The 24,709-nt window shown below is 61.3% G+C and carries 20 protein-coding genes and 1 riboswitch; of the genes, 13 read left to right on the forward strand and 7 right to left on the reverse strand.

The window, feature by feature from the left end:
* Positions 1-131: 131 nt before the first annotated feature.
* The 3 genes from Q4G32_RS05380 to Q4G32_RS05390 are packed head-to-tail and all read left to right on the forward strand — an operon-like array spanning position 132 to position 1,430.
* Positions 132-572 (forward strand): hypothetical protein, encoded by a 441-nt coding sequence (locus tag Q4G32_RS05380; RefSeq protein WP_303349806.1) that lies wholly within the window; start codon positions 132-134, stop codon positions 570-572.
* Complete coding sequence (locus Q4G32_RS05385) at positions 569-985, forward strand: hypothetical protein (RefSeq protein ID WP_303349808.1); 417 nt, start codon at positions 569-571, stop codon at positions 983-985. Before Q4G32_RS05380 ends, Q4G32_RS05385 begins: the two co-directional genes overlap by 4 nt.
* A gap of 25 nt (positions 986-1,010) precedes the next feature.
* Positions 1,011-1,430, forward strand: a complete 420-nt coding sequence (locus Q4G32_RS05390; RefSeq protein ID WP_303349810.1) for a DUF3151 domain-containing protein — start codon at positions 1,011-1,013, stop codon at positions 1,428-1,430.
* Here Q4G32_RS05390 and metE read toward each other — a convergent pair.
* Entirely contained in the window at positions 1,387-4,854 is a 3,468-nt protein-coding gene (gene metE, locus Q4G32_RS05395; protein ID WP_368660363.1) for a 5-methyltetrahydropteroyltriglutamate--homocysteine S-methyltransferase, read from the reverse strand. The genes Q4G32_RS05390 and metE overlap by 44 nt on opposite strands.
* Positions 4,855-4,971: 117 nt before the next feature.
* Positions 4,972-5,065: riboswitch (SAM riboswitch) on the reverse strand.
* Positions 5,066-5,283: 218 nt separating this feature from the next.
* On the opposite strand from metE, the gene Q4G32_RS05405 reads away from it, so the two are divergent.
* Positions 5,284-6,570: an adenylosuccinate synthase gene (locus Q4G32_RS05405; protein WP_303349812.1), complete on the forward strand. Its 1,287-nt coding sequence runs from the start codon at positions 5,284-5,286 to the stop codon at positions 6,568-6,570.
* Positions 6,571-6,700: 130 nt separating this feature from the next.
* Positions 6,701-8,191: an amino acid permease gene (locus tag Q4G32_RS05410; protein WP_303349814.1), complete on the forward strand. Its 1,491-nt coding sequence runs from the start codon at positions 6,701-6,703 to the stop codon at positions 8,189-8,191.
* Positions 8,192-8,233: 42 nt separating this feature from the next.
* Here the strand turns inward: Q4G32_RS05410 and Q4G32_RS05415 are convergent, their stop codons facing one another.
* The 3 genes from Q4G32_RS05415 to Q4G32_RS05425 form a co-directional block, all read right to left on the reverse strand.
* Positions 8,234-8,557, reverse strand: coding sequence for a DUF202 domain-containing protein (locus Q4G32_RS05415; protein WP_303349815.1), 324 nt, complete (start codon positions 8,555-8,557; stop codon positions 8,234-8,236).
* Positions 8,554-8,949, reverse strand: coding sequence for a YidH family protein (locus tag Q4G32_RS05420; RefSeq protein WP_303349816.1), 396 nt, complete (start codon positions 8,947-8,949; stop codon positions 8,554-8,556). The genes Q4G32_RS05415 and Q4G32_RS05420 overlap by 4 nt, the downstream gene beginning before the upstream one ends.
* 110 nt (positions 8,950-9,059) lie before the next feature.
* Positions 9,060-9,473 carry a VOC family protein gene (locus Q4G32_RS05425; RefSeq protein WP_303349817.1) on the reverse strand — a complete coding sequence of 138 codons (414 nt, stop codon included), beginning with the start codon at positions 9,471-9,473 and terminating at the stop codon, positions 9,060-9,062.
* Positions 9,474-9,721: 248 nt separating this feature from the next.
* On the opposite strand from Q4G32_RS05425, the gene Q4G32_RS05430 reads away from it, so the two are divergent.
* Positions 9,722-10,771 carry a zinc-dependent alcohol dehydrogenase family protein gene (locus Q4G32_RS05430; RefSeq protein WP_303349819.1) on the forward strand — a complete coding sequence of 350 codons (1,050 nt, stop codon included), beginning with the start codon at positions 9,722-9,724 and terminating at the stop codon, positions 10,769-10,771.
* Positions 10,772-10,938: 167 nt separating this feature from the next.
* Here Q4G32_RS05430 and Q4G32_RS05435 read toward each other — a convergent pair whose 3' ends face one another.
* Positions 10,939-11,709, reverse strand: a complete 771-nt coding sequence (locus tag Q4G32_RS05435; RefSeq protein WP_303349821.1) for a hypothetical protein — start codon at positions 11,707-11,709, stop codon at positions 10,939-10,941.
* 69 nt (positions 11,710-11,778) lie between these two features.
* On the opposite strand from Q4G32_RS05435, the gene Q4G32_RS05440 reads away from it, so the two are divergent.
* From Q4G32_RS05440 to Q4G32_RS05460, 5 genes are all read left to right on the forward strand, one after another.
* Positions 11,779-14,682 carry a restriction endonuclease gene (locus tag Q4G32_RS05440; RefSeq protein WP_303349823.1) on the forward strand — a complete coding sequence of 968 codons (2,904 nt, stop codon included), beginning with the start codon at positions 11,779-11,781 and terminating at the stop codon, positions 14,680-14,682.
* A gap of 14 nt (positions 14,683-14,696) precedes the next feature.
* Positions 14,697-16,577 (forward strand): type ISP restriction/modification enzyme, encoded by a 1,881-nt coding sequence (locus Q4G32_RS05445; RefSeq protein WP_303349825.1) that lies wholly within the window; start codon positions 14,697-14,699, stop codon positions 16,575-16,577.
* Positions 16,578-16,585: 8 nt separating this feature from the next.
* Positions 16,586-17,245, forward strand: a complete 660-nt coding sequence (locus Q4G32_RS05450; protein ID WP_303349827.1) for a hypothetical protein — start codon at positions 16,586-16,588, stop codon at positions 17,243-17,245.
* 73 nt (positions 17,246-17,318) lie between these two features.
* Positions 17,319-18,293, forward strand: a complete 975-nt coding sequence (locus Q4G32_RS05455; protein ID WP_303349828.1) for a type IV toxin-antitoxin system AbiEi family antitoxin domain-containing protein — start codon at positions 17,319-17,321, stop codon at positions 18,291-18,293.
* A 124-nt stretch (positions 18,294-18,417) separates the two neighbouring features.
* Positions 18,418-19,248: a nucleotidyl transferase AbiEii/AbiGii toxin family protein gene (locus Q4G32_RS05460; protein ID WP_303349829.1), complete on the forward strand. Its 831-nt coding sequence runs from the start codon at positions 18,418-18,420 to the stop codon at positions 19,246-19,248.
* 179 nt (positions 19,249-19,427) lie between these two features.
* On the opposite strand, the gene Q4G32_RS05465 is transcribed toward Q4G32_RS05460, so the two are convergent.
* Together Q4G32_RS05465 and Q4G32_RS05470 are read right to left on the reverse strand one after the other, a co-directional pair.
* Positions 19,428-21,476 carry a M13 family metallopeptidase gene (locus Q4G32_RS05465; protein WP_303349831.1) on the reverse strand — a complete coding sequence of 683 codons (2,049 nt, stop codon included), beginning with the start codon at positions 21,474-21,476 and terminating at the stop codon, positions 19,428-19,430.
* 107 nt (positions 21,477-21,583) lie between these two features.
* Complete coding sequence (locus Q4G32_RS05470) at positions 21,584-22,132, reverse strand: NADPH-dependent FMN reductase (protein ID WP_303349832.1); 549 nt, start codon at positions 22,130-22,132, stop codon at positions 21,584-21,586.
* Between the two features lie 165 nt (positions 22,133-22,297).
* Between Q4G32_RS05470 and Q4G32_RS05475 the strand changes: the two genes are divergently transcribed.
* On the forward strand, positions 22,298-22,879 hold the full coding sequence (locus tag Q4G32_RS05475; RefSeq protein ID WP_368660364.1) for a PaaI family thioesterase: 582 nt from the start codon (positions 22,298-22,300) through the stop codon (positions 22,877-22,879).
* A 252-nt stretch (positions 22,880-23,131) separates the two neighbouring features.
* Positions 23,132-24,703, forward strand: coding sequence for a cation:proton antiporter (locus Q4G32_RS05480; RefSeq protein ID WP_441327465.1), 1,572 nt, complete (start codon positions 23,132-23,134; stop codon positions 24,701-24,703).
* Positions 24,704-24,709 lie beyond the last annotated feature (6 nt).

Genomic DNA, 24,709 nt, shown 5'->3' on the forward strand with positions numbered 1-24,709 from the left:
AATTTTCGCCACCAATGGTGATCTTGGTCTCACCGCGATTCACAACGACGCCGCCTACCTGGTGTCACGAGGATTACCTGACGGGTCTCAGGTGTACCTCATCCCACGTCGGCGTCATTAGGATCATGCTCATGACCAAGCACAAGGGCCGTGGTACGCGAGCGCTTCCGGACTTGGGCCTGCAACCAGAACCAGATTTGGTGTACAAGCCACCGGGGGTGCCTCCAGCAGAGCGCACCGAGTACCCGGTTGACTTGGGTGAGGTGTTCCTTCAAGTCAGGATAGATACCTACCGGGGTCTGACTGTGGACTTCGCAATCATGGTGTACCTCGGTGACCCGCAGGGGACTAACGCAATCGAGATGTGCAGGGTAGATTGTTGCCACGGGGTGGTCCATCGGCACGATTTCCGACGGGACAAGTCCAAGGAATCACCCGATTACAAGATCTTGTGCGAGATTGACGCCCGACCCGAGATGGAGCCTTGGAATGTCGTCGACGCACAGTTTGCGACCCAGTACGAAGTGCTTGTTGACAGCTACGACGAGATCAGAAGAAGGTGGGCGGAGTGACTGAGGATTACCAAGCCGCGCGCAACGAAGCTGCCCGACTCGTGGGGCGACTCATCTCCCAGAAGCGAGGACGCGACTACCTCGCGGCGAACGGCTACCGTTCTGGACAGGCGATTATTACTGCTCACTATGACGAGCTCATCTCCTCCGTCCTGGACAGAGCGCACCGTCACCCGTCACCCGTGACAATTGCGATCCTCCGGAGCAGCGGTGAGCTCAACATGATGGCCGTGGGCGTGGCCGATAAGGACGCGACGGGCAACGGAAATCTCGATGTCGGCGGATCATCTACGATCGGCATGCTGTACGACGGTTGCAAGTCCGGTGGATACCAGTCGTTTCAGCTCACGGAATGGGAGCGGGAGGCAATGGCAAAGTCCATGCCCGAAGTGGCCGATCTGGTCAACGCCTAGTTTAGGAAACAATGCGAAGGACATCATGAGTCAGATCGGCAAGAACTTGCTGGGGGAGCCCAACCCCACCCTCCTGGAGGAAAACACCCAACTGGTGGCCCGGATCGAAGCCGGGGACGAGGCCGAGGATCTGGCCCGCTCTTTCCCCAAGGAACAGCTGCCGTGGGCCGTGCTGGCAGAAGAAGCCCTGGCTGACGGGCGGACCCTGGAGGGCTACGCCTACGCGCGAGTGGGCTACCACCGTGGATTGGATGCCCTGCGCGGGCACGGTTGGAAGGGCCACGGCCCGGTTCCGTTTTCACATGAACCGAACCGTGGCTTCCTCCGCGCATTGGCCGCACTGGGTCAGGCAGCCGCTGCCATCGGCGAGCTAGATGAGGCCGAGCGCATCCAAAAGTTCCTCAACGATTCTGACCCTGAGGCTGCCCAGCAACTACAGAACTGAACTGCTCCGCAGCACCCGGCTGGTAAGGGTGGTCACCTGCGCTGAGGCGCTCGCGCACTCGTTCGGTGGCGGCCACCAGGTTGGCCAATGACGTCTTGGTCTCCTGGTAGCCGCGGGTCTTCAGCCCGCAATCCGGGTTGGCCCACAGCACGATGGCGTCCACGTGCTCCAGGGCCAGCAGCAGCAGGGACTCAATTTCATCCACGGACGGCACCCGCGGGGAGTGAATGTCCCACACACCCGGGCCCAGCCCTCGGGAGAAGCCTACGGAGCGTACATCCGCCAGGACCTCCATCCGGGAGCGGGCCGCCTCAATGCTGGTGACATCCGCGTCCAGGGCATCCACACCCTGGATCACGTCCCCGAACTCTGAGTAGCACAGATGCGTGTGGATCTGGGTGGCGTCATCCGCACCGGCCGTGGCCAAGCGGAAGGCGTTGACCGCCCAATCCAGGTAGGCGGTGCGATCAGCTTGGCGCAGCGGCAGCAGTTCGCGCAGCGCGGGTTCGTCCACTTGGATGATGCCGGTGCCTGCGGCTTCCAGATCAGCCACTTCATCCCGCAGCGCCAGGGCAACCTGATCCGCGGTGACCTGCAACGGCTGGTCATCCCGGACAAAAGACCAAGCCAGAATGGTCACCGGGCCGGTCAGCATGCCCTTGACAGGCCGTTCGGTCAGGGACTGGGCGTGGCTGATCCACGGCACCGTGAAGGCCTCCCCGCGCAGCCCATGGCCGGCGCGGGAGACGTCTCCCCAGAGGATGGACGGGCGGGTGGCCCGTGAGCCGTAGGACTGCACCCACCCGTTGTGCGTCACGGCAAACCCGTCAAAGTTCTCCGCAAAGTACTGCACCATGTCATTGCGTTCCGGTTCGCCGTGCACCAGAACATCCAGGCCGATTTCCTCCTGCAGGGAAATCACCCGGGCAATTTCATCCCGCAAGAACTGGTGGTAGCGCTGCTCGTCAATGGTTCCGGCGCGGTGATCGGCCCGCGCCTTGCGGACCTCCCCGGTCTGTGGGAAGGAACCGATGGTGGTGGTCGGTAGCACCGGGAGGGTGCCCTTGCCGTAGGCGTGTTCGGCCTGCAGCGTGCGGCGTTGCCCGGCCTCCCCACGTTCAGTGGCCTCCGGGGTCTGCGCCGCGGCGCGGGCACGCACCTGGTCATCGTGGACACCAGCCGCATTGCGGCGAGCGGCAGCGGCCTGTTCGGAGGCTTCGAGTTCGGCGGCCACGGCCTGGTGACCGTGGCGCAGACCCCGGGCCAACGTGGCCACCTCCGCCACTTTTTCATCCGCAAAGGCCAACCATTCCCGGATGGCGGGTTCCAGCTGATCTTCGGCTTCCAGGGTGTGCGGCACGTGAATGAGGGAGGTGGAAGTAGCCACCGACACCTGGGCTCCCGCACTCTGCAGTTCCTCCAAACGGGCCAGGGCGGGGGCCAGTTCAGTGCGCCAGATGTTGCGACCGTTGACCACGCCCGCCACCAGAACCGGTGACTGTGGCTGAGTGAACAGGCTCAACTGGACCTGGTTGAGGCCGCCGCGCACCAAATCCACGTGCACGGCTTCCACCCCGGAATGCACGATCGGGGAGAGCAGTGCGCCGGCATCACCGTACGGGGTGGCCACCAGAATGCGGGGTCGCTCGGTCAGTCCCGCCAGGTAGGTGGTTGCGCGGGTGATGGCCAGGTGAAGGTCCTCGCCACTGACGTGGGAGAAATCTGCGACGACGGCCGGTTCCTCGATCTGGACCCATTCCGCCCCGGCCTGGTGCAGCTGGGCAAGGATCTGCGCGTAAACGGGCAGGAGGTCTTCCAGCCGATCCAGAGGTCGGGTGGGGGTGACGCGGGTGCCGTCGTCCTTGGCCAGAGCCAGGAAAGTCACCGGCCCCACAATGGTGGGACGTACCTGTGTGCCGTGCTCGGCAGCTTCCTTGACGGCCTGCACCAACTCATACGGAGCCGCGGTGAAGGTGGTGCGCGGGCCGATCTCCGGAACCAGGTAGTGGTAGTTGGTGTCGAACCACTTGGTCATCTCCAGGGGTTGCCGGGCGGCATCACCGCGGGCCAGCACAAAAGCACCGTCCCGGTCCACGGAGCCCGCTGCTTCCCCGCTGGTCTGGCGCAGATCAGTGAAGCGTTCCGGGACCGCACCCACCGCCACCAAGGTGTCCAAGACTTGGTCGTACAGAGCAAAACTTGCGGGGACGGCTGAGGGTTCATCAGCGCCCAGAGCCTGGATCTGGTGGGTGGCACGTTCCCGTAATTGCTTGGCCGTGGCTTCCAACTCCGCGGCGGAGGACGTGGAAGCCCAATAGGACTCCAGCGCTTTCTTCAATTCCCGGTTGGGGCCCAGCCGTGGGTAGCCCAGCACGGTTGCTGACGGAAAGGACTTGTTCTGCGCGGTTTCTGCTGCGTGCTGATGGGTGGTGTTGGGCTGGCTCACGGTGATCTCCTGATCAGTGGATGGGGTGACGGGAATGGGGGCGGTGATGTCATCCGCCAAGGGGCGCTGAGGACGGGGCAGATCCAGGTGCTCAAGGACATCCAGTGCTGCGTGGTGTTCGTTGAAGGTGTAGAGGTGCAAGCCCGGGGCACCGGCATCCAGCGCGGCACGGGCGGTGTGCACCGCTGTGTCCACGCCAATCCGGTGGCGTTCGGTGTCTGAGGTGGCGATTTCCAAAGCGTGGGCCAGTACCGGATTGGGGTCCAGCCCCGCCAGGGAACAGACATTGAGGTATCTGCGCAGATTGGTCACGGGCAGGATGCCTGGAATCAGAGGCAGTTCCACACCGGCCCGGCGGGCGTTCTGCGTGAATCGCAGGTAATCCTCCGGATCCCCGTAGACCTGTGTGATCGCAAAGTCCGCCCCCGCACGCTGCTTGGCCAACAAGACCTCCAGGTCCTGATGGATGCTGGTGGATTCCGGGTGCTTGATGGGGTAAGCCGCCACGCCAACGGAGACTCGCCCGGCACACAGGTGAGCGGCGCGTTCGGCTTCCACCTGGCGGATCAAATCCACCAGGTGACGGGCGAATGGCAGTTCTTCCTCGGCGGGCTCCGTGACACCTTGGGGTCGGTCACCACGCAGTGCCAGAATGCCGCGCACCCCAATGCCCAGTAGCTCATGGAGCAGAGTGGTCAGCTGGGCTTCGGTGTGCCCGGTGCACAACACATGTGCCAGGGGCTTGAAGGGCGTCTCATGCACCAGATGGCTGAGCAGGGACAGGGCTCGCCGTCGTCGTAATCCATCAGTCCCCGCTGTCACGGACACGTAATCGGGTGCTGTGGGCGCCAATTCCGTGAGTGTGGCCAGTAGCGATTCGCGGCTGGCTTCACTGCGGGGCGGGAAAAGTTCGTAGGACAGGGCGGGCGCTGATTGGCCCAAGCCCGGTGGTCCGGGTGTGTGGTGGGGGTCGGTCACCGTACGGTCTCCTTTGCGTGTACCCCCGACAGAGAGTGCACGCAATCACAGGGCCGCCCATCACGGCCTCAGTAAAGGCCGACGACGACGGTCCTGTGGATCACGGAACACGTAAAAGCTCCATCGGTCCTGGCGGGAGCACCGTTCCTGCGAACAGGATGGTTGCTGCGGCGTCAACGAGCCAGGTCTCTTAAGCCGCTCTGGATAGATAGCGAGACATTTATAAACTCAAATGCGTGTGGGTTGCAACGACTCACCCTTGAGGTATTTCTTCATGTGACATGCCACCGGGACGGTTACACCGTCAGATGTGGTGAAGAGCCAGGAGTGGTCTGGAACCATGGGCGCTCGCTGAGCGGCACGCTAGACTCGCCCAGTACACGACCGCAGACCGGTGCCACCCGCGCCGAACTCAGGAGCGCATCAGATATGCCAGCGATCTCGATCGTCGGTGCCCAGTGGGGCGACGAAGGCAAGGGCAAAGCAACGGACATCTTGGGTGGTCGTGTTGACTTTGTGGTCAAGCCCAACGGGGGTAACAACGCAGGTCACACCGTGGTGGTGGGTGGTGAGAAGTTCGAGCTGAAGCTCCTTCCCGCCGGCATCCTCTCCGAGCAGGCCACCCCCGTGATCGGTAACGGCGTGGTGGTCAATCCGCAGGCCCTCTTTGAGGAGATTGACGGACTGGAGGCCCGCGGTGCGGACACCTCCAAGCTGCGGATTTCCGCCAATGCACACCTGGTGGCCCCGTATCACCAGACCATGGATCAGGTCACGGAACGGTTCTTGGGCAAGCGGGCCATCGGTACCACGGGCCGTGGCATCGGCCCTGCCTACATGGACAAGGTGGGCCGCCTGGGCATCCGGGTGCAGGACGTCCTGGACGAATCCATCCTGGCGCAGAAGATCGAAGGCGCCTTGCGCCAGAAGAACGAACTTCTGGTCAAGCTCTACAACCGGCGGGCCATTGAAACCCAGGAGGTGGTGGACTACTTCATGGGCTACGCGGACCGCCTGGCTCCCATGATCGTGGACTCCACCCGTCTGCTGAACGATGGTCTGGATGCCGGCAAGACCGTGCTGCTGGAAGGTGGCCAGGCAACGTTCCTGGACGTGGATCACGGGACGTACCCGTTTGTGACTTCCTCGAACCCTTCCACCGGTGGTGCGTGTGTGGGCGCGGGAATCGGCCCCACTCGCATGACTCGCTCCATTGGCATCATCAAGGCCTACACCACGCGTGTGGGCGCCGGGCCGTTCCCCACGGAACTCTTCGATGACTGGGGCGAACGCCTGCGGTCGGTGGGCGGCGAGTTCGGTGTGAACACCGGGCGCCCGCGCCGCACCGGCTGGTACGACGCCGTCATGGCCCGCCACGCCTCCCGGATCAACGGCTTCACCGATTACTTCCTGACCAAGCTGGATGTGCTGACCGGTATTGAGTCCATTCCGGTGTGCGTGGCCTACGACGTCGACGGCGTGCGGCATGACGAAATGCCCATGACCCAGACCGAGTTCCACCACGCCAAGCCCATCTTTGAGAACTTTGCGGGCTGGACGGAGGACATTTCAGGGGCACGCTCCGTGGACGAGCTCCCCGCCAACGCCCAGACCTACGTGCGTGAGCTGGAAGCCATGTCCGGCACCCGTATCTCCGCAATCGGTGTGGGCCCGGACCGGGAACACACCATTGAAGTGCGTGACCTGATCGACTGATCACCTCTGTTCGCGTTTGACAGGGAAATGACCGCTCCGAATTGCCGCGAGCGGTCATTTCCCTGTCAAACGGAGTACGCTTCCGCGTGAAATCCACGCTTCCCTTGAACCGAGAGGCACGCCTGTGTCCGTGAATTCCTCAGCTGAGCTCGAAACTCAGCCCGACGACGGCGGCCGTCACCTCCGCCGCAGTCTGCACACCCGCCACATGACCATGATTGCCATGGGCGGTGCCATCGGTACCGGCTTGTTCGTGGCATCGGGCAACTCGATCAACACCGCAGGCCCGGGCGGCGCCCTGGTGGCATACGTCGCCATCGGGTTGATGGTCTATCTGCTGATGATGTCCCTGGGGGAGATGGCTGCGTGGCGGCCCACCTCCGGGTCTTTCGGGGATCACGCGGGGCGCTATGTGTCGCCGTCGTTCGGGTTTGCGATTGGCTGGAACTACTGGTTCAACTGGGCCATCACCCTGGCGGCTGAATTAGTAGCAGCCGCCATGGTGATGCGGTACTGGTTCCCGGATGTCCCTGCCTGGATCTGGTCAGCTGGGTTCTTGATCATCGTGTTCAGCCTCAACGCGCTGTCCACCCGCGCCTACGGTGAAGGTGAGTTCTGGCTGGCCGCCATCAAGGTGGCTGCCGTGGTGGTCTTCCTGGTGCTGGGCGTGCTGATGATCTTTGGCATCCTGGGCGGAGAAAGCCCCGGATTCGCCAACTGGACCACCGGAGAAGCTCCATTCGTGGGTGGTCCCATCACCATCCTGGCCATCTTCATGGTGGCCGGATTCTCCTTCCAAGGCACCGAACTGGTGGGTGTTGCCGCAGGTGAAGCCAAAGACCCGGAAACCACCGTGCCCAAGGCCATCCGCACCGTGTTCTTCCGCATCCTGCTGTTCTACGTAGGTGCCATCACGGTGATCGGGTTCCTGCTGCCCTACACCAACCCCAACCTGTTGGCCTCCGGGGAGGCGGAAGTGGCCATGTCCCCGTTCACCCTGGTGCTGCAAAACGCCGGGGTGGCCTTTGCGGCGTCGGTGATGAACGCCGTGATCCTGACCGCCATCCTGTCTGCCGGTAACTCCGGGCTCTACGCCTCCACCCGTATGATCTGGTCCCTGGCCATGGAGGGCAAAGCACCCAAGTTCCTGCGCAAGCTCAACAAGCGCGGGGTGCCCATCAATGCTCTGCTGATCACCTCATGCTTTGGTCTGCTGGCCTTCTTGACCACGTTCATTGGCGAGGGTGCTGCCTACACCTGGTTGATCAACGCCTCAGCCCTGGCCGGGTTCATTGTGTGGGCGGGTATTGCCTGGACGCATTACAACTTCCGTAAGGCCTTCAAGGCGCAGGGGCGCTCCGTCTCCGAACTACCCTTCCGCGCCAAGTTCTTCCCGGCCGGCCCGATCATTGCTTTGGCCATGTGTTTGCTGGTGATCGTGGGTCAGAGTTACGAGGCCTTCATCAACGGCACCGTGACCCCCATGTCCCTGCTGTCCTCCTACATCGGGCTGCCGCTGTTCCTGGCCTTCTGGATCGGACACAAGGTGGTCACCAAGTCCCACCGGGTGAACCCGGCGGACGCTGATCTTTCCCGCAACCGTGAGGATGTGCAGGGCTGAGGAGATCACAACGACGGCGGGCGCGGGCCGTCGTCGTTGTGCTCACCAGGCGATGACTGCCAAGCCGGCTGCACCCAGGAGGACCACGGCGGCTCCCAATGCAAGAGTCGGCCCCACAGTGGGCTGACCTGTGGTTGCCCGCATGACGTGCGTGCGGTGCGAATATCGTCTGCGTTGGGTGGCCCAGATGCTCAGCGCCACGGCCAGGGCTCCGGCAAAGAGCACGATGACCACGCCGCCCTGTTCTCCACTCCACCGCAGGAAGAACGCAGCCACCACCACGAACGCCATCAGGGTGCGGTTCCAGGCCAGGGTGGTGCGTTCGGGCTGTAGACCGGGGTCAACCGGGTGGTGGTGCTGGCTCATCTCACCAGCATGACTGCGAGCAAGACGCCGGTGACCACAGCAGCTCCCAGGGCTAGTACCGGTGCGATCCACGGCAGCGGTAAGGGTAGGGAACGCCGCATGGCACGCTCCAGGCGAATCCACCGCACGGTCGCGCCGGCTGCCACGATCATGCCGACCAGGAGTAACGCGATGGCCAGGCCGGTGCGGATCACCGTCGGGAAGATGTCTCCGGTGAAGGCTTCAAGCGCCACACCACCGGCCAGAAACGCCAGAGAGGTGCGAATCCAAGCCAGGAACGTGCGTTCGTTGGCCAGGGTGAAGCGCGGATCGGGCTCGATGCCGCCACCCAGCACCCGCGCGGAAAGGCCGGTGCGCCGCTGGTGGGGTGGCTGCGACTCCTGATCCGACATAGCACCGATGCTAGTGCGCTGAGCTTGGGCGGCTCACCCAACTTCGGCATGGAAAATGCGCTGGGGGAGGCTCTCTGGCGCATTTGCCATGCCGAAGTGAGCGATGTGGCTCAGGATGCTGCGATATTGGCGCTCCACTGGATACCGAACTTGTCCACCAGGTCTCCGTACTCATCGCCCCAGGCTTGCTTTTCCAGCGGGGTGTTCACGGTGCCACCCTCTGACAGGGCTGTGAAGTAGCCACGGAGGGCGTCGACGTCGTCACCGTGGAGGCACAGTGATACCCCACCAGCTCCGCCCGTAGGGGCATCCATGAAGGACGGCACGTCCGCTGCCATGATCCGCATGCCATTGGGGGCATCTAGCTGACCGTGCATGACCCAGTCGGCTTCCGGGCCCTCGGCACCCATCTCACTGTGGCGCATGATCTGCGGATCGCCGCCGAATACGGAAGCGTAGAAGTTCAGGGCATCGGCGGCCTGGCCGCGGAAGCTGAGGTAAACGGTCAAGAACTGATCAGCCATGGGTCTCTCCTGGTGACTGAGGGGTGGGGCCTGGGCAACAACTGACCCTGGACCGAGGATAGGTGGAGCCGCGTGTTGAGTGGGAACTTCTGGCATGGCAAATGCGCTGGAAGCCTGCGGAAAACGCATTTCGCGTGTTCAAGTTGTGGTTACGCAGCCCGGTGACGCGGCTCACGGCCGCGATCTAAAATGGAGGCAACCGGCCTAGCATTCCGCCGGCCGGTGGCTGAACAAGGAGGTTCGCCGTCATGAAGGCATTGGTTTATCACGGACCCGGCAACAGGGTGTGGGAGGAAGTCCCGGACCCGCAGATCCAGGACCCCACGGATGTGATCGTCAAGGTGGACACCACCACCATCTGCGGCACGGATCTGCACATCCTCAAAGGTGATGTTCCTGCGGTGACGGATGGTCGGATTTTGGGGCATGAGGCGGTGGGAACCATCACGGAGGTCGGGTCTGCCGTGACCGACCTTGCTGTGGGCGACCGCGTCCTGGTGCCCGCCGTGACCAACTGCGGGAAGTGTTCCTACTGCAAGGCCAACCAGCCGTCTCACTGCCAAACACTGGGTGGTATCGGTTGGGTGTTCGGCCACCTGATTGATGGCACGCAGGCCGAATACGTGCGGGTTCCGTTTGCTGAGACCTCTGTACACCGCGCACCGGAGGGCCTGGATGATGAAGACCTGATCTTCCTGGCTGATGCCCTCCCCACAGGATTTGAGATCGGGATTCTCAACGGCAACACCAAGCCCGGGGACACCGTGGCCGTTGTGGGTGCCGGGCCGGTTGGTCTGGGAGCCATCATGACCGCCAACCTCTGCGGTGCCGGCCGGGTGATCACCATTGACCTGGATGACAACCGCATGAACAAGGCTCTGGAACTGGGAGCCACGGATTCTGTTAATGCCGCCGATCCGGAGCTGGTGGAGAAGGTACGTGCCATGGCGCCGGACGGTCTGGGTGTTGATGTTGCCATCGAGGCCGTGGGCATCCCGCAGACCTTCCAGACCTGCTTGGACATTGTGCGCCCCTACGGAACCGTGGCCAACGCCGGTGTGCACGGCAAGGCGGTGGAGCTGCCCATCCAGAATCTGTGGATTTCCAACGTGACCCTGCGCATGGGTTTGGTGGACTGCAACACGGTGGGAAAGCTGCTCAACATGGTGCGCGCCGGCCGCCTCAACGCCCGAGCCATGGCCACCCACCACTTCAAGCTCGATCAGATCGAAGAGGCCTATGACCTCTTTGCCAATGCCGCCGAGCACCAGGCGGTCAAGGTGGTCTTGACCGCCTGACTTGGTGGTGCCCAGCCAACTTGGGCACGTGGAATGCGCCGGAAGCCCCCGGAAAACGCATTTCGCGTGCCCAAGTTGCTCGGGTGAGGTGGGCGGGCGTGGCAGCCGGACAGTGTCGCTCCCCACAGCCTCGGTAGAGCGACGACGCTGCGGACCTCACCGCCAGGTCAGATCATTAGTTGGCCCATTACCTGGGTGAAGGATGGCTGTATGAGGATGATGGCGGGCACTGCGAAGTAGCAGATGAAGCATGAGTGTGGACCCAGCGTTCCCAAATCCCAGACCTTGACCAGGGTAGCTACCGGCAGCTGCTGGCCCGGGATCCGGTTCAGTCGAGTCAACTCCCTTTCATATGTTTTTACGCGCTCGTGCCGAGGGGTCCGGGCGAGCTGCAACCAAGCTGACATCACAAAGAACAGGCCGCAGACACCAGCCGCTAAACCCGCCATCTGCACCGCAGTCTCCAGAAGGCTCTCATTGAAGGCATTGATCTGCACGTGGTCTGGTTCTCCCTGAAGTCGGGTATCCAGTGCAATGAGAATTGCAAAATAGGTACCAGCCACAAACATGAGCATCCTCCAGACACCATGCAATATTCTGTGGATTGTTTGGAAGAAGATTGACGTCTCGCTCAGCGGTGTGGGCGGGGGAAGCACACAAAAAGCAGCCAGAACCACTACCAGCGCGACTAGGAATACAACAGCGAAGAAGACGTTGGCTACGTGCCCTCCCCAGATCCAGGAGATGGGCAGTGAGACTAAAAGAACGAACACCCAGAAAAATAAGGTGCCGAGAGCCTGCATCCCGATTCTGGTAAGCAACATGGTGAGCTCCTGTTCCCGTGTTTGTACTGGTGAAAGTAGGCAACCAGAGGGCTCGGACAACACAAGCCCGGTGCTTGAGGCACCCAGGCCGATCTTGCCCGGAAGCTGTGCCACAGTTGACCTGTCACCACCTGTGCTGTGTTCACACGGCAGTACGCCCCCCACATGGAGGACCACCGCACTATGTCAACCGTTGTTGTGCCGGAACCATCATTTGGCCAGGTCATGGATCGCCTGTTTTTCATGGAGGCTAGCCATCGGGAGCGCGGTGCAGCGTTTGAGCGCATGCTCAAGCGGTATCTGGAGTTGGAGCCCCGGTACGCGGACCGCTTCTCCAATGTGTGGCTGTGGGATGAGTGGCCGGGCCGGGACGGACTGCCGGACACCGGTGTAGATCTGGTGGCGCAGGACCGCTACACCGGAGAGCTCACGGCAGTGCAAGCCAAGTTCTATGACCCTGAACGCCGCCTGGAGAAGCGAGACATTGATTCCTTCTTCACGGAGCTGGGCCGGGAGACGTTCAGTGAAGGCTTGATTGTCTCCACCACGGACCTGTGGTCCAAACACGCTGAGGAGGCCCTGAACCGCCAGTCCAAACAGATCCAACGGGTTCGCCTGCAGGATTTTGCGCATTCAACCATCGATTGGGCTGTTTTTGATCCGGAACAGCCTGAACTCATGGCGCAGAGCCCAGCGAAGGAGCCACGGAAGTACCAGCGGGAAGCCATCGACGCCGTCAAAGTTGGCTTCACGGAGCACGACCGCGGCCGCCTGATCATGGCCTGTGGCACCGGCAAGACCTTCACCTCACTCAAATTGGTGGAGGAGTACGTTCCCGCTGGCGGTTCGGTGCTGTTCTTGGTGCCGTCCATTGCGCTTCTGCAGCAGACCCTGAACGAGTGGACCGCGCAGGCGGATGTGGCCTTGCGCCCATTTGCCGTGTGTTCGGACACCAAGGTGGGCCGTAAACGTGATGACGAGGATGTCTCAGTCCATGACCTCGGCTTCCCCGCCACTACAGATCCGCAGAAGTTAGTCAATCGGTTCTCCATCAGTACCGGTCAGGACACCGTGACGGTGGTGTTCTCGACCTACCAGTCAATTGACGTCATCAGCCGAGCCCAACAGCTTGGGCTTCCGGAGTTCGACCTGGTGATCTGCGATGAAGCGCACCGCACCACAGGCATCTCCCAACCCGGTGCGGATGACTCGGCATTCGTCCGGATTCACGATGACGCCTTCATTCGCGCCACCAAGCGGCTTTACATGACTGCCACTCCGCGCATCTACGTGGAGGCATCACGGGCAAAGGCCACGGAGAACAACGTCCAGGTTTACTCCATGGACGACGACGCCACGTACGGTCCCGAGTTCCACCACCTGGGCTTTGGCAAGGCTGTGGAAATGGGTCACCTGGCCGACTACAAGGTCCTGATCCTGGCGGTGGACGAGGAATCCGTGGCTTCTTCCTTCCAGGAGCTCCTGGCTGAGGACGGTGATCTGAATCTGGACGACGTCGCGCGGATTGTGGGTTGCTGGAACGGGCTGTCCAAGCGCGGGGTCAACGGTGAACGGTTGAGCATCACGGACACCTCTCCCATGAACCGCGCCGTGGCGTTCGCGCGGAACATCAAGGAATCCAAGGCGCTGGCAGACCAGTTCGAAAAAGTGGGCGCTGAATTGGTCAAGCACCACAGCGGGCGCAACTCAGCCTTGGAGCTGGAAGCACAGCATGTGGACGGTACCTTCAATGTGCTGGAGCGGTCCCACCGCCTGGACTGGTTGCAGGAGGAGGCCGAAGACAATGTCTGCCGTATTCTGACCAATGCCAAGTGCCTGTCCGAAGGCGTGGATGTGCCGTCCCTGGACGCAGTGCTGTTCCTGAACCCGCGCAATTCCCAGGTGGACGTGGTGCAGTCCGTGGGTCGAGTGATGCGCAAATCCACGGCCACCAACAAGGAATACGGGTACATCATTCTGCCCATTGCGGTTCCGGCCTCCCAAGATCCGGAGACCGCGCTCAACGACAACAAGAAGTACAAGGTGGTCTGGGACGTGCTGCAAGCTCTGCGCGCGCACGATGACCGCTTTGAGGCCATGGTCAACAAGATTGACCTGGACCGCCAGGCTAATGACCGCGTTGACGTGATCGGTGTTGAGGGCCCGGGTGGCGGTGACGACGACGCCCCCAAGCCGTCCCAGGGCACGCTGGCTCTGCAGCGGGATGCCGCCGAATGGCAGAACGCGATTTTTGCCCGCATGGTCAAGAAGGTTGGGGATCGCCGCTATTGGGAAGACTGGGCCAAGAACGTTAAGGAGATCGCCGACCGCCAGACCATGCGCATCCGCGCCTTGTTGGATGGGACTGATGCCCGTCCGGCGGAGGAATTTGCTGTGTTCTGGGAGGGCTTGCGAGCCAACTTGAATGATGGCATCAACCGTGATGACGCCGTGGACATGCTGGTTCAGCACGTGATCACCAAGCCGGTTTTCGATGCTTTGTTTGAGGACCATGACTTCACAGCGCACAATCCGGTCTCCAAAGTCATGGACTCCATGGTGTCCACATTGGATGCCTACAACGTGGACACGGAAGTGGACTCCTTGGAGGAGTTCTACCGTTCCGTGCGGGTCCGGGCTGAAGGCATCAACAACGCCGCAGGCAAGCAGAAGATCATCACCGAACTGTACGAGCGATTCTTCAAGCTGGCCTTCCCACACGTGGCTGACTCCCTGGGCATTGTCTACACCCCGGTGGAAGTGGTGGATTTCATCCTGCGCGCCGTGGACGACGTGCTGAAGAAGGACTTTGGGGTAGGGCTTACGGCCGAAGGCGTGCACATCCTGGACCCGTTCACCGGCACGGGAACGTTCATGGCCAGGCTGTTGCAATCGGGGCTGATTTCCCCAGAGGATCTGACGCGAAAATATGCCCACGAACTGCACGCGAACGAAATCTTGTTGATGGCCTATTACATTGCCGCCATCAACATTGAGGCTACTTTTCACAGCATCCTAGACTCTTCAAAAATTGCGGGGGGGGGTACTCAGAGAGGGAGTTCAAGCCGTTCCATGGCATTGTGCTAACGGACACCTTTCAGATGACCGAGGATGGCGACACCTTGGACACCAAGGTGTTCACCAGCAACAACGATCGTGTGGTGGAACAAAACGCCCTGGACATCCGGGTGATCGTGGGCAACCCGCCCTATTCCAAGGGGCAGACCAGCGGCAACGACAACAACGCCAACATGGCCTATCCGTCCCTCGACGAATCGATCCGCACCACGTATGCCGCGCGTTCCACCGCTCGGCTCAAGAACTCGCTCTATGACTCCTACATCCGGGCCATCCGCTGGGCCTCCAATCGGGTCCTGGGTTCGGAGAACGGCGGTGTGGTCTGCTACGTGAGCAACGGCGGGTACGTCGACGGCAACACCGCAGATGGTCTACGCCTCAGCCTCACGGACGAGTTCCACGACATCTACGTCTACAACCTGCGCGGTAACGCACGCACCTCCGGAGAGCTGCGACGCAGAGAGCGAGACAATATTTTCGGTGAGGGGTCCAAAACAACGACAGCCATCTTGCTCCTGGTCAAACGCACTGGACCTGTAGACAAGTGCCACCTGCATTACAAGGACATTGGCGACTACCTGGACCGCAAGACCAAACTGGCCACGGTGGAACACGCCACGCTGGAATCCCTGGACTGGCAGACGCTATTCCCCAACGAACAGGGCGACTGGATCAATCTCCGTGACCCCAAGTACGAGTCCTACCCACTGATCGCGGAGAAGGGAAACCCTCGCACGATCTTTAATGTCAACTCCGGCGGACTGAAGACCAATCGGGACGCGTGGGTCTACAACTTCAGCAAACAAGCTGTGGAAGCGAATGTTGAGCGCATGTCCGATTTCTTCAATTCAGAAGTGGCCCGCTATGCCGCACAAAGTTCAGCAGGGCCGCCTCAAGGCTTCGTAAACAGGGATCCGGCTCTTTTTAGCTGGGATAGGGCCGATTATCCACGTCTGCGCCGGGGAGAAACCTACGAAATGCGCCCAGATTCCGTCCGTCTCAGTACATACCGGCCCTTTAGCAAACAACAGGTTTGCTTCGATCGACGGCTCAACAACACTGTCTACCGTCTCAACGAACTCTTCCCCACGCCGGATCACGGGACTGTGGGATTCTACAACGTTGGCTCCGGGTCCGCAGTCCCTTTTAGCGCCTTGATGACGGATGCGCTGCCGGACCTTCATGTGACGGGGGCGGGCAGCGGCGGCCAGTTCTTCCCCCGGTACTTCTACACCCAGGATGGCCAGGACTCCCTATTTGGTGAACCGGTGGCCCAGGACAACATCACAGACTGGGCGTTGAAGGAGTACCGCAACGTTTACGGGCCGCAGGTCACCAAGGATGACATCTTCTATTACGTCTACGGTCTCCTGCACTCGCCCGAATACAGGGTGCGGTACCAGTCGGATCTTCGTAAGGCACTACCGCGTATCCCCCAGGTGGTGGGGAAGGAACGGTTTGAGGGCTTCGCCGTCGTCGGGAAAAAGCTGGCCGACCTGCATATCGGGTACGAGGATCTGGAGCCGTACCCCCTGGAGGAAAAGCGCACTGCGTCCGCACCTGCCGACCCATACGAACGCTACGCCGTGACCAAGATGAAGTACGGCGGGAAGTCAGGGGCCTTTGACAAGACCACCGTGCAGTACAACAAGCACGTGGTGCTGCGGGGCATCCCGGAAGCTGCGCAAGAGTACATGCTGGGCTCCAAGTCTGCGCTGGACTGGATCCTGGAGCGCTACCAGGTCAAGACGGACAAGGCATCCGGGATCGTGAATGACCCCAACGACTGGTCACGTGAGCACCACCAGCCGCGCTACATCGTAGATCTGATCGGGCGGATTGTGCGGCTGTCCTTGGAAACCAATACGTTGGTGGCCTCTCTGCCGGAGTTGGTGCTGGAGTGAGCCCGGAAATGATCTTGGCGATCATCTCCATTGTGGTGGCGGTTGCTTCCGTCATTGTGGCGGCGCTGTCTGCGAGGGCAGCGTTCGTTTCTGCCCGCGAGGCCAAGGCGCAGACCGAGCATGCAAAGCGGACACTGGAAATTCAGGTGCAACAGCGGGAGGAGCAGGCACAGCCGTACGTTTGGGCTGATCTGGTCCCGAGTGACGTGACTCGGGGTGCGCTGGAACTTCAAGTTGGCAACTCAGGGCCGACTGTGGCTACGGATGTCAGGGTGCGATTTGACCCTGACCCCAACGTCGCTCATGAATCCGGATGCCACGGCATACGTCAGCTGAGGGAGGGGTTACCGTCGATAGCGCCGGGGCACATCTTCCGCTGGAGACTCGGTGGAGCGGCAGAGGTTGTTGGTCCAGATGAGCCGCGCCCCATGTCGGTGACAGTGTCTGCTGTGGGACCGTACGGTCCAGTGCCTGACTTGGTATACATTATCGATCTGGCCGCCATTGGAGAGACCACTGTGCAGCCGATGGGGAGCTTGTACTCACTTACAGAGGCGGTCAACAAGCTGAGCAAGCAGTCAACGAACCACCCGTTAGTGGACGTGATCAGGGCACCGGCTTCGCACGGTGACCCCGACGAGCCGCTCAACGGTCACGAGCTGGAGTGAGGTGGGGTCTTTTGGCGTGGAACTGGCCCTGGTACTGATTTTATAACAATAGGATTGCCCCTGAGTGCTTCAAATGTATCACCTAAGTGATACATTTGAAGCACTCAGGTATGGGGGGGGTGTCGTGACGGCTGCGACTGCACTACAGGCGCTGGAGGAGTTCGCCTCCACGCAATGGGGACTGGTTACCACTGGTCAAGCACAAGTGCTAGGTGTCTCCAGGGTGGTTATGAATCGTCTGGCGGCAGATGGCGTGGTTCAACGCGTGCGCCACGGTGTTTACGCGCTGCCATCAGCAGGCTCTGACCCGTTACAAGATCTCCACGCCGCCTGGTTGGCCACAGATAGGCGCCGAGGCGGTGAGGAACGTGTCCTGGCTGGCCCCGATGTTGTTGTCTCGCATTCATCAGCCGCGGCCGTTCACGGACTAGGGGACATCATCCCCATGCGCCATGAGTTCACGTCAGCAGTCCGCAAACAATCCGCCCAGGATGACGTTCGATTCCACCGTCTGATGATGTCCGATGCTGACGTTGCCCTAGTTGATGGATTGCCCGTCACATCGGTGAGCAGGACGGTTGCTGACGTCGCTTCTGAAGCCATTGACCTGGACCATCTGGCATCTGTGGTCCGTGATGGGCTGTCCCATTCGGGAGTCGCCTACGACAACCTGGCCACCGCTCTCAATGGCAGTGCCAAGCGGATGGGGTTCCCGGACGGAGTTTCCTTGATTGAGGCCTGCTTAGAGAGGGCCGGAGACCCGGTAGTCATAGCTGATTTTCTCCAGAGCCCAGTTTTTGAACGCACGCTGAAGCCAGTTCTGCAGCAACTCACGCAACAGTACGTCTCTGCCGCCATGCCGAAAGCCGTGGCCGAGGCACTCGCGGAGGTGGCACAAGTAGTGCGTCCGGCAGAGGGCGGTCTGCAGTCGAACCTGAGGTTCCCCGCAGGTGCGTTCAAGGTCGACGTGTCACAGCTGCTTCGTGACAACCATGCACGGAAACGGCAGGTCGAACCAAGGGAGACGTCGAGTGATGATGACACCTGATCCATCGAAGCCCGCAAACCTCAGTGCCTACCGAACTTCCTTGAATGCGCGTCTGCGGACTGAAGCTAAGAGGCGAAACGTCCTGAGTGGATTGATCCGTAAACAGTATGTTTTCACTGAGTTCTTGAACCGCCTATTCACCAATGGGGCGGAAGACTGGGCGTTGCTTGGTGGCAATGCGCTCCTCATCCGAACTGGCGGCGGCCGGTTCACGCAGGACATCGACCTTGCTCGTCAAGGGGAGCTGCCGGACCAGGCGGCCCTGCAGGATGAACTACAGAGTTATTGTCAGCCCCAGAGTGAGCACGATTTGTGGTCCTTCGACATTCAAGGAGTCGTAGTCCACAACAGCACTGATCAGTACGGTTACGGTACACAGGCGATGAAAGCCAAGGTGATTAGTCGCTTGGGTACACAAATTTTTGAATCGTTTAGCATCGACATCACCCAGCGGCGCCATGTGGACAGTCCCGTTGATCTAGTGCCACTTCGAGCCGTCATCTCTGATCAAGCTCATGGTGATTTGGTCTCCGTTCCTACCATTCCTGTTGAGAATCACCTGGCAGACAAGATCTGCGCCATGTATGAGCGTCACGGTCCAGAACAGAAACCGTCCACCAGGATGCGTGACCTGGCAGACATCGTCCGAATATTGCAACAGCTACCTTTTGATGCCGAGCGGCTGTGCACGGTCCTTGATCGGGAGGTAGGCCGTAGGAAGATGCAGCTGCCTTCGGAGATCGTGGCACCAGGGTCAAATTGGGCGACCGACTTTCCGAATGCGGCCAAGGACTTTGCGGAGTACCCCGTTGAACTCCGCCCCGTGGAGGCATCGCTAGAAGTTGCAGGCCAGTGCCTCAACCAGATCCTGGCGGGAGACCGCAGGGACGGTACGTGGGAGCCGAAGTCGAGCTTGTGGGTGGATCAGTCAGGTGCATCAGAGGCCGAGGCGTAAGTCGCAGCAAGCCGAGCCGGAACTTTGGGCATGGGAAATGCGGATTCCAAGCGTGGAAAACGCATCTCGCGTGCTCAAAGTTGCTCGGTTGAGGTGGGCCGCGGCAGCCGGAGCCGCGTGTTCAAGTTACTCGGGTGGGGTCACGACGGAGCCCTCGTGCCCCACCCAGTCGCATCACCTCACCAGATGCGCACGCGGTCCTCCGGGGCCAGCCACATCTGATCGGATGAGGTCACCCCAAAGGCCTCGTGGAAAGCGTCGATGTTACGGGCTGTCTGATTCGCCCGGAACTCGTTGGGGGAGTGGACATCCACCGCAAGACGTTGAGCCACAGCCTCATCACGGGCCTTTTGTTGCCACACGAAGGCCCAGGACAGAAAGAGCTTCTGCGCGGGGGTCAGGCCGTCGTTGTCGGTGGTGGAGAAGGCGGAGGGGTCCGCTGCGGCGGGATCAGTGTCCGCCACGGATTCGGAGGCTGGCACGGGGTCGGCCACTCCGCGGGAGTGCTCCCATGCCTTGTAGGTGATGGACAGCCCACCAAGGTCCCCGATGTTCTCGCCCAGGGTCATCTGCCCGTTGACGGACGGAGCATCTTCAGCACCGGCAAGCTGCTCGGGCACCAGGCCGTGGTACTGGTCCACCAACTTGGCGGTGCGGTCCTCGAAAGCAGAGCGGTCGGCGTCGGTCCACCAGTTACGGAGGCGGCCTTCCCCATCAGCGGTGGAGCCCTTGTCATCAAAACCGTGACCGATTTCGTGGCCGATCACCGCGCCGATTGCGCCGTAATTCACGGCATCCTCTGCAGATTCGTCAAAGAACGGGGGTTGCAGAATGGCTGCCGGAAAAACAATCTCATTGCGTAGCGGATGGTAATAAGCATTGACCGTCTGCGGCGTCATCAGCCACTCGTGCTTTTCCACAGGTTGCCCTGCCTTGCGGATGAGCTCACCCAGCTCGAATTCCGAGGTGCGCACAATGTTGCCCACCAGGTCATCAGCGTGAATCTCCAGGGAGGAATAATCCTTCCACTTCTCCGGATATCCGATCTTAGGTGTGAACGCGGCCAGCTTCTTGAGAGCTTCGGCGCGAGTGTCATCGGTCATCCAGTCCAGGGTTTCAATGGAGGACCGGTAAGCCGCCAGCAAGTTGGCCACCAGATCATCCATGCGTTCCTTGGCGGTGGGGGAGTAGTGCCGTTCCACATAGATCTTGCCCACGGCCTCACCCAGCACCCCGTTGACCAGACCCACTCCGCGCTTCCACCGTTCCTTCAGCTCGGGAGTTCCGGAGAGCACGGTGCCGTAAAACGCAAAATCCTCATTCACAAACACGCTGGACAAGTAGGCCGCGCGCCCCGTGATAACACGCCACCGCGCCCAGGATTTCCACTGTTCCACACGGTCGGCCACCAGCAGAGCACCAATTCCCGTGAAGAACGACGGCTGTGCATTCACCACGGTTTCCACCGCAGATTCAGGCAACCCCAACCCCGTGACAACGACGGCGTTCCAATCGAATGTCTCCGTGGAAGCCTTCAAGTCATTCCAGGTGAATGGGTTGTACATCTTGGTCAGATCGCGGACCTCCACCTTGTCCCAGTGGTGGGCGGCAATCGCCGTTTCCAGATCAAAGACTCGTTCGGCCTGATCCGCTGCATCCGGGAACCCTGCATGCTCAAACATCCGTTGAACATGGCGGCGGTACTGCTCACGGATCTGGGCGTGTGAATCTTCCCGGTAGTACTCCTCGTCGGGCAGGCCCAGTCCCGCTTGGCCCACAAAGACCAAGTTGCGCGTGGGATCTCCCGGATCTGCGTCCGTGTCCACGCCCAGGATGGAGCCGATCCCGCGGGAGAGCAGCGTGCCAAAAAGTTCTTGCAGTTGGGCCACCGAGTTCACGGCCTCCACGGCCTCCAGGTCCGGGCGCAATGCCGCAGCCCCCAGGGATTCGATCCCTTCCTCATCCATGAAGGATGCGTACAGGTCCGCCACCTTGGACTCCACGGAGCCAGGCTCTCCAGCTTCTACTCCCGTGATGATCTCGCGGACGGCTTCCTCCGCACGATCACGCAAAACCATGAACGCGCCGGTCAAAGGCTTGTCATCCGGGATTTCCACCGAATCCAGCCACGGACCGTTGACATGGCGGAACAGATCGTCCTGCGCCCGAACAGCGGAATCAAAAGTTGAAGGGGTGAGCACCGTCAGGGCGCCGTCGTCGTGGTTCATGCCTTTCAGGCTAGACGCGAGCCGCCCAACGGAAAGGGGGTATTGCCCACCGCGAAACCAGCCGCGGGCAATACCCCCTCAATGTCCCGCACGTAGCGGGAGAAACTTCAGGCGTCCTGACGGCGCACGGCGGCGTGGAGTTCATCCAGCATGCCGTGGAGGGACTTCACTTTGAGGTCGCTGTGCACAACGCCTGCGTCCTCAAAATCCGTGAAGAGGTTGAGATCAACCGCGGAACGGACCACGTGCTGTGAGAAGTTCGGCATGATCTGGCGCCACTGTTCCACGGCGCGCACGCCGCCCACGGCACCGTAGCCCACAAACGCGCTGGCCTTGTTGGACCACTCGCTGCCCAAAGAATCCACGGCGTTCTTCAGGGGCGCCGGGACTCCGTGGTTGTATTCGGGAGTGACAAAAATGAAGCCGTCACAAGCATCAATGGCGCGCGACCAGGCGGTAACTGCCTCTGAGTCGTACTGTTTGTTGGCCATCATGGGCAGGGTCTCTGAGGTGAACAGCGGCAGGTCAAAGCTCTTGAGGTCGATGAGTTCGTACTCGGCGCCACCCTTGTCCGCTGCATGCTTTTCCACCCACTTGCCCACGGCCTCGCCATTACGACCTTCGCGGGTTGATCCAATGATGATCCCGATTTTCATGCTCACTCCTTGATGTCAATGTCTGCCAGTTCGCGGTCCACGCCGGGTCCAATCCCCAAAATTAGTTGACGTGACACGTTTCTGCCAGCCTAGCGATCCGCAGCCACAATGGCAGATGATGTAGCTCACGGCGAAGTCCACTGGATAATCAGCAAAGGAGCAGGGATGGCTGAACGAACCCCCCACACGCACGAGGACCCCACAGCGGCCGATTCGGACCGCTGGCTGCGCGAAGACCCCGCCCCTTCTGATTACCGTGCCCCACGACTGGCCGGCGCCATGCCCCCGAACGACGACGCCGCAGCCGCCCCGGCGGGAGTCGGCCTGGACGCGATCCGCGCTCTGGCTGAGGCTGAGGACCCGGCGGAGCTGTTGAACAGCCATCCCGGCCAGTTGGACGAGCGCCTGGGGGTCACCTATCTGGAGGCCTCCAAGGAACGGGTGGTGGCCAAGATGCCGGTGGAAGGCAACCGCCAACCCATGGGGTTGCTGCACGGGGGATCCACCATTGCCCTGTGCGAATCAGTGGCTTCCATAGGGGCCTTCCTGCACGCCGCGCAGTTCGGTAAGGCCGCTGTTGGTGTGGATGTCAACGCCACGCACCACAAATCCGCCACGTCAGGCTTTGTGACCGCAACGGCCACCGCCATCAGGTTGGGGCGGACGGCCACCAGTCACGAAATCGTGGTGGTCAATGATACCGGGGAGCGAATCTGTACGGCTCGGATCACGTGCTTCCTGAAGTAAATTACCCACACACCACCCCGCGCCGACTGCCCCGACTGTGACTACTGCCGAGCGTCCGAGTTTGGTCGTTTCGGGGGATCCAGGGCGACCAAACTCGGACGCTCGGCGGTTGCCCCGGCAGCCCCGGCCGCCGCCGCGGCCCCGGCGGTCGTCGCAGTCGCCGAGGGAGGGGCTGACGGGCCTAGCCGCCCACGAATTCAGGAGAGCATCACGGAAATCTTTGTCATCATCCTGCTTGGCCTGCTGGTCATCGTGGCCTGTGCGGTGATTTCCGAACGGACCAAGATCCCCTCAGCACTCTTGTTGGTGAGCGCGGGGACAGTCATCGGATTCCTGCCGTGGCTACCCGCCATCCACGTCGATCCGGAGATTGTGCTGGCTGGGATCTTGCCACCCCTGCTCTATGCAGCCGCGGTGTCCATGCCCACCATGAACTTTCGCCGCGAATTCCGCTCCATCAGCCGGCTCTCGGTCATGTTGGTGGTGGCCAGCTCTTTGGCACTGGGCTATTTCTTTGCTGCGGTGATCCCCGGTCTGGAACTGCCCTGGGCCATTGCGCTGGGTGCAATCGTCTCCCCCACAGACGCCGTGGCCACGGGTATTGCCAAGCGCCTGGGTGTCTCTCCGCGCGTGATTTCCATTCTGGACGGCGAGGGCTTGCTCAATGACGCCACCTCACTGGTCATTTTGCGCACAGCCGTGGCGGCTGTGGCCGCATCCTTTTCCTTCTGGGGCGCCATGGGTGCGTTCGCATGGGCTGTTCTGATTGCCGGCGTGGTCGGATGGTGCGTGGGATGGCTGTATCTCAAAATCAGGTCACGGTTGAACTCACCCACGGTGGGTACCGTGCTCTCCCTGGCTGTGCCGTTTGTGGCCTCCGTGCCGGTGGAGTTGCTGGAGGGCTCCGGGTTGGTCGCAGCCGTGGTGGCCGGTCTGGTGGTCAGTAGTCGTGCGCCCCGCGAACTGCCGCCCGAGCACAGGCTGACGGACAGCCGCAATTGGGCCACCGTGGAGTTGGTGTTGGAAAGCGCGATCTTCCTGGTCATGGGCCTGCAGATGTATGGCGTCTTCCAGGTGGTCCATGAGCAGCATTCCGGAGTGTGGATTGCCGTCAAGGCCGCCGGGTGGGGGCTGCTGCTGGTGCTGGCTGTTCGCTTGGTTTATGTGACCTTGCTTCTGCGGCGTACGGCGCGGCGGCACCGCCGTTGGCGCAAGCGCTGGCAGACGATGGATGAGTTCTTCCAGGATCGGGAGGCCATGGAGGAGCGGTTCGCGCACCGCAAGATTGATGATCCCGAGAAGTTCTGGGCCCGGATTCGCAGACGGCGTGCGGACATGGATTATTACGACGCCGAACCCCTGGGTTGGCGCGAAGGCTCCGTTCTGGTGTGGGCGGGCATGCGCGGGGCCGTCACGGTGGCAGCCGTGCAAACGCTTCCCCTGGATGCTCCCGGACGTCCAGTTCTGGTCTTGGTGGCGTTCTTGATTGCTACAGCTTCCCTCTTCCTTCAGGGTTCCACGCTGGCCGTCGTCGTGAGACTGGTGAAGCCCGCCATGGCGCCGGACACCACGGAGGAACGGCAAGAGCTGCGCCAGGCGCTGCATCAAGCCACGGGGCGCGCGGCCATTTCGCCGGAGGACATTGAGCAGAGGCGCGAGCAGATGATGGCGCGCAGTCAGGAGTTTCTGAGTTCTGTGCGGGCTCAGCGCGAGGCGTTGTTGACTTTGCGGGATGAGGGAACCTTCTCCGCCGAGGTCCTAGTTGAGCAACTGGAGGCGCTGGACGCGGCGGAGCTCTACGTGACACTACAGACCAGTAGCTAGCCGGCA

This window comes from Kocuria sp. (assembly GCF_030538595.1).
Taxonomy (GTDB): Bacteria; Actinomycetota; Actinomycetes; order Actinomycetales; family Micrococcaceae; genus Kocuria.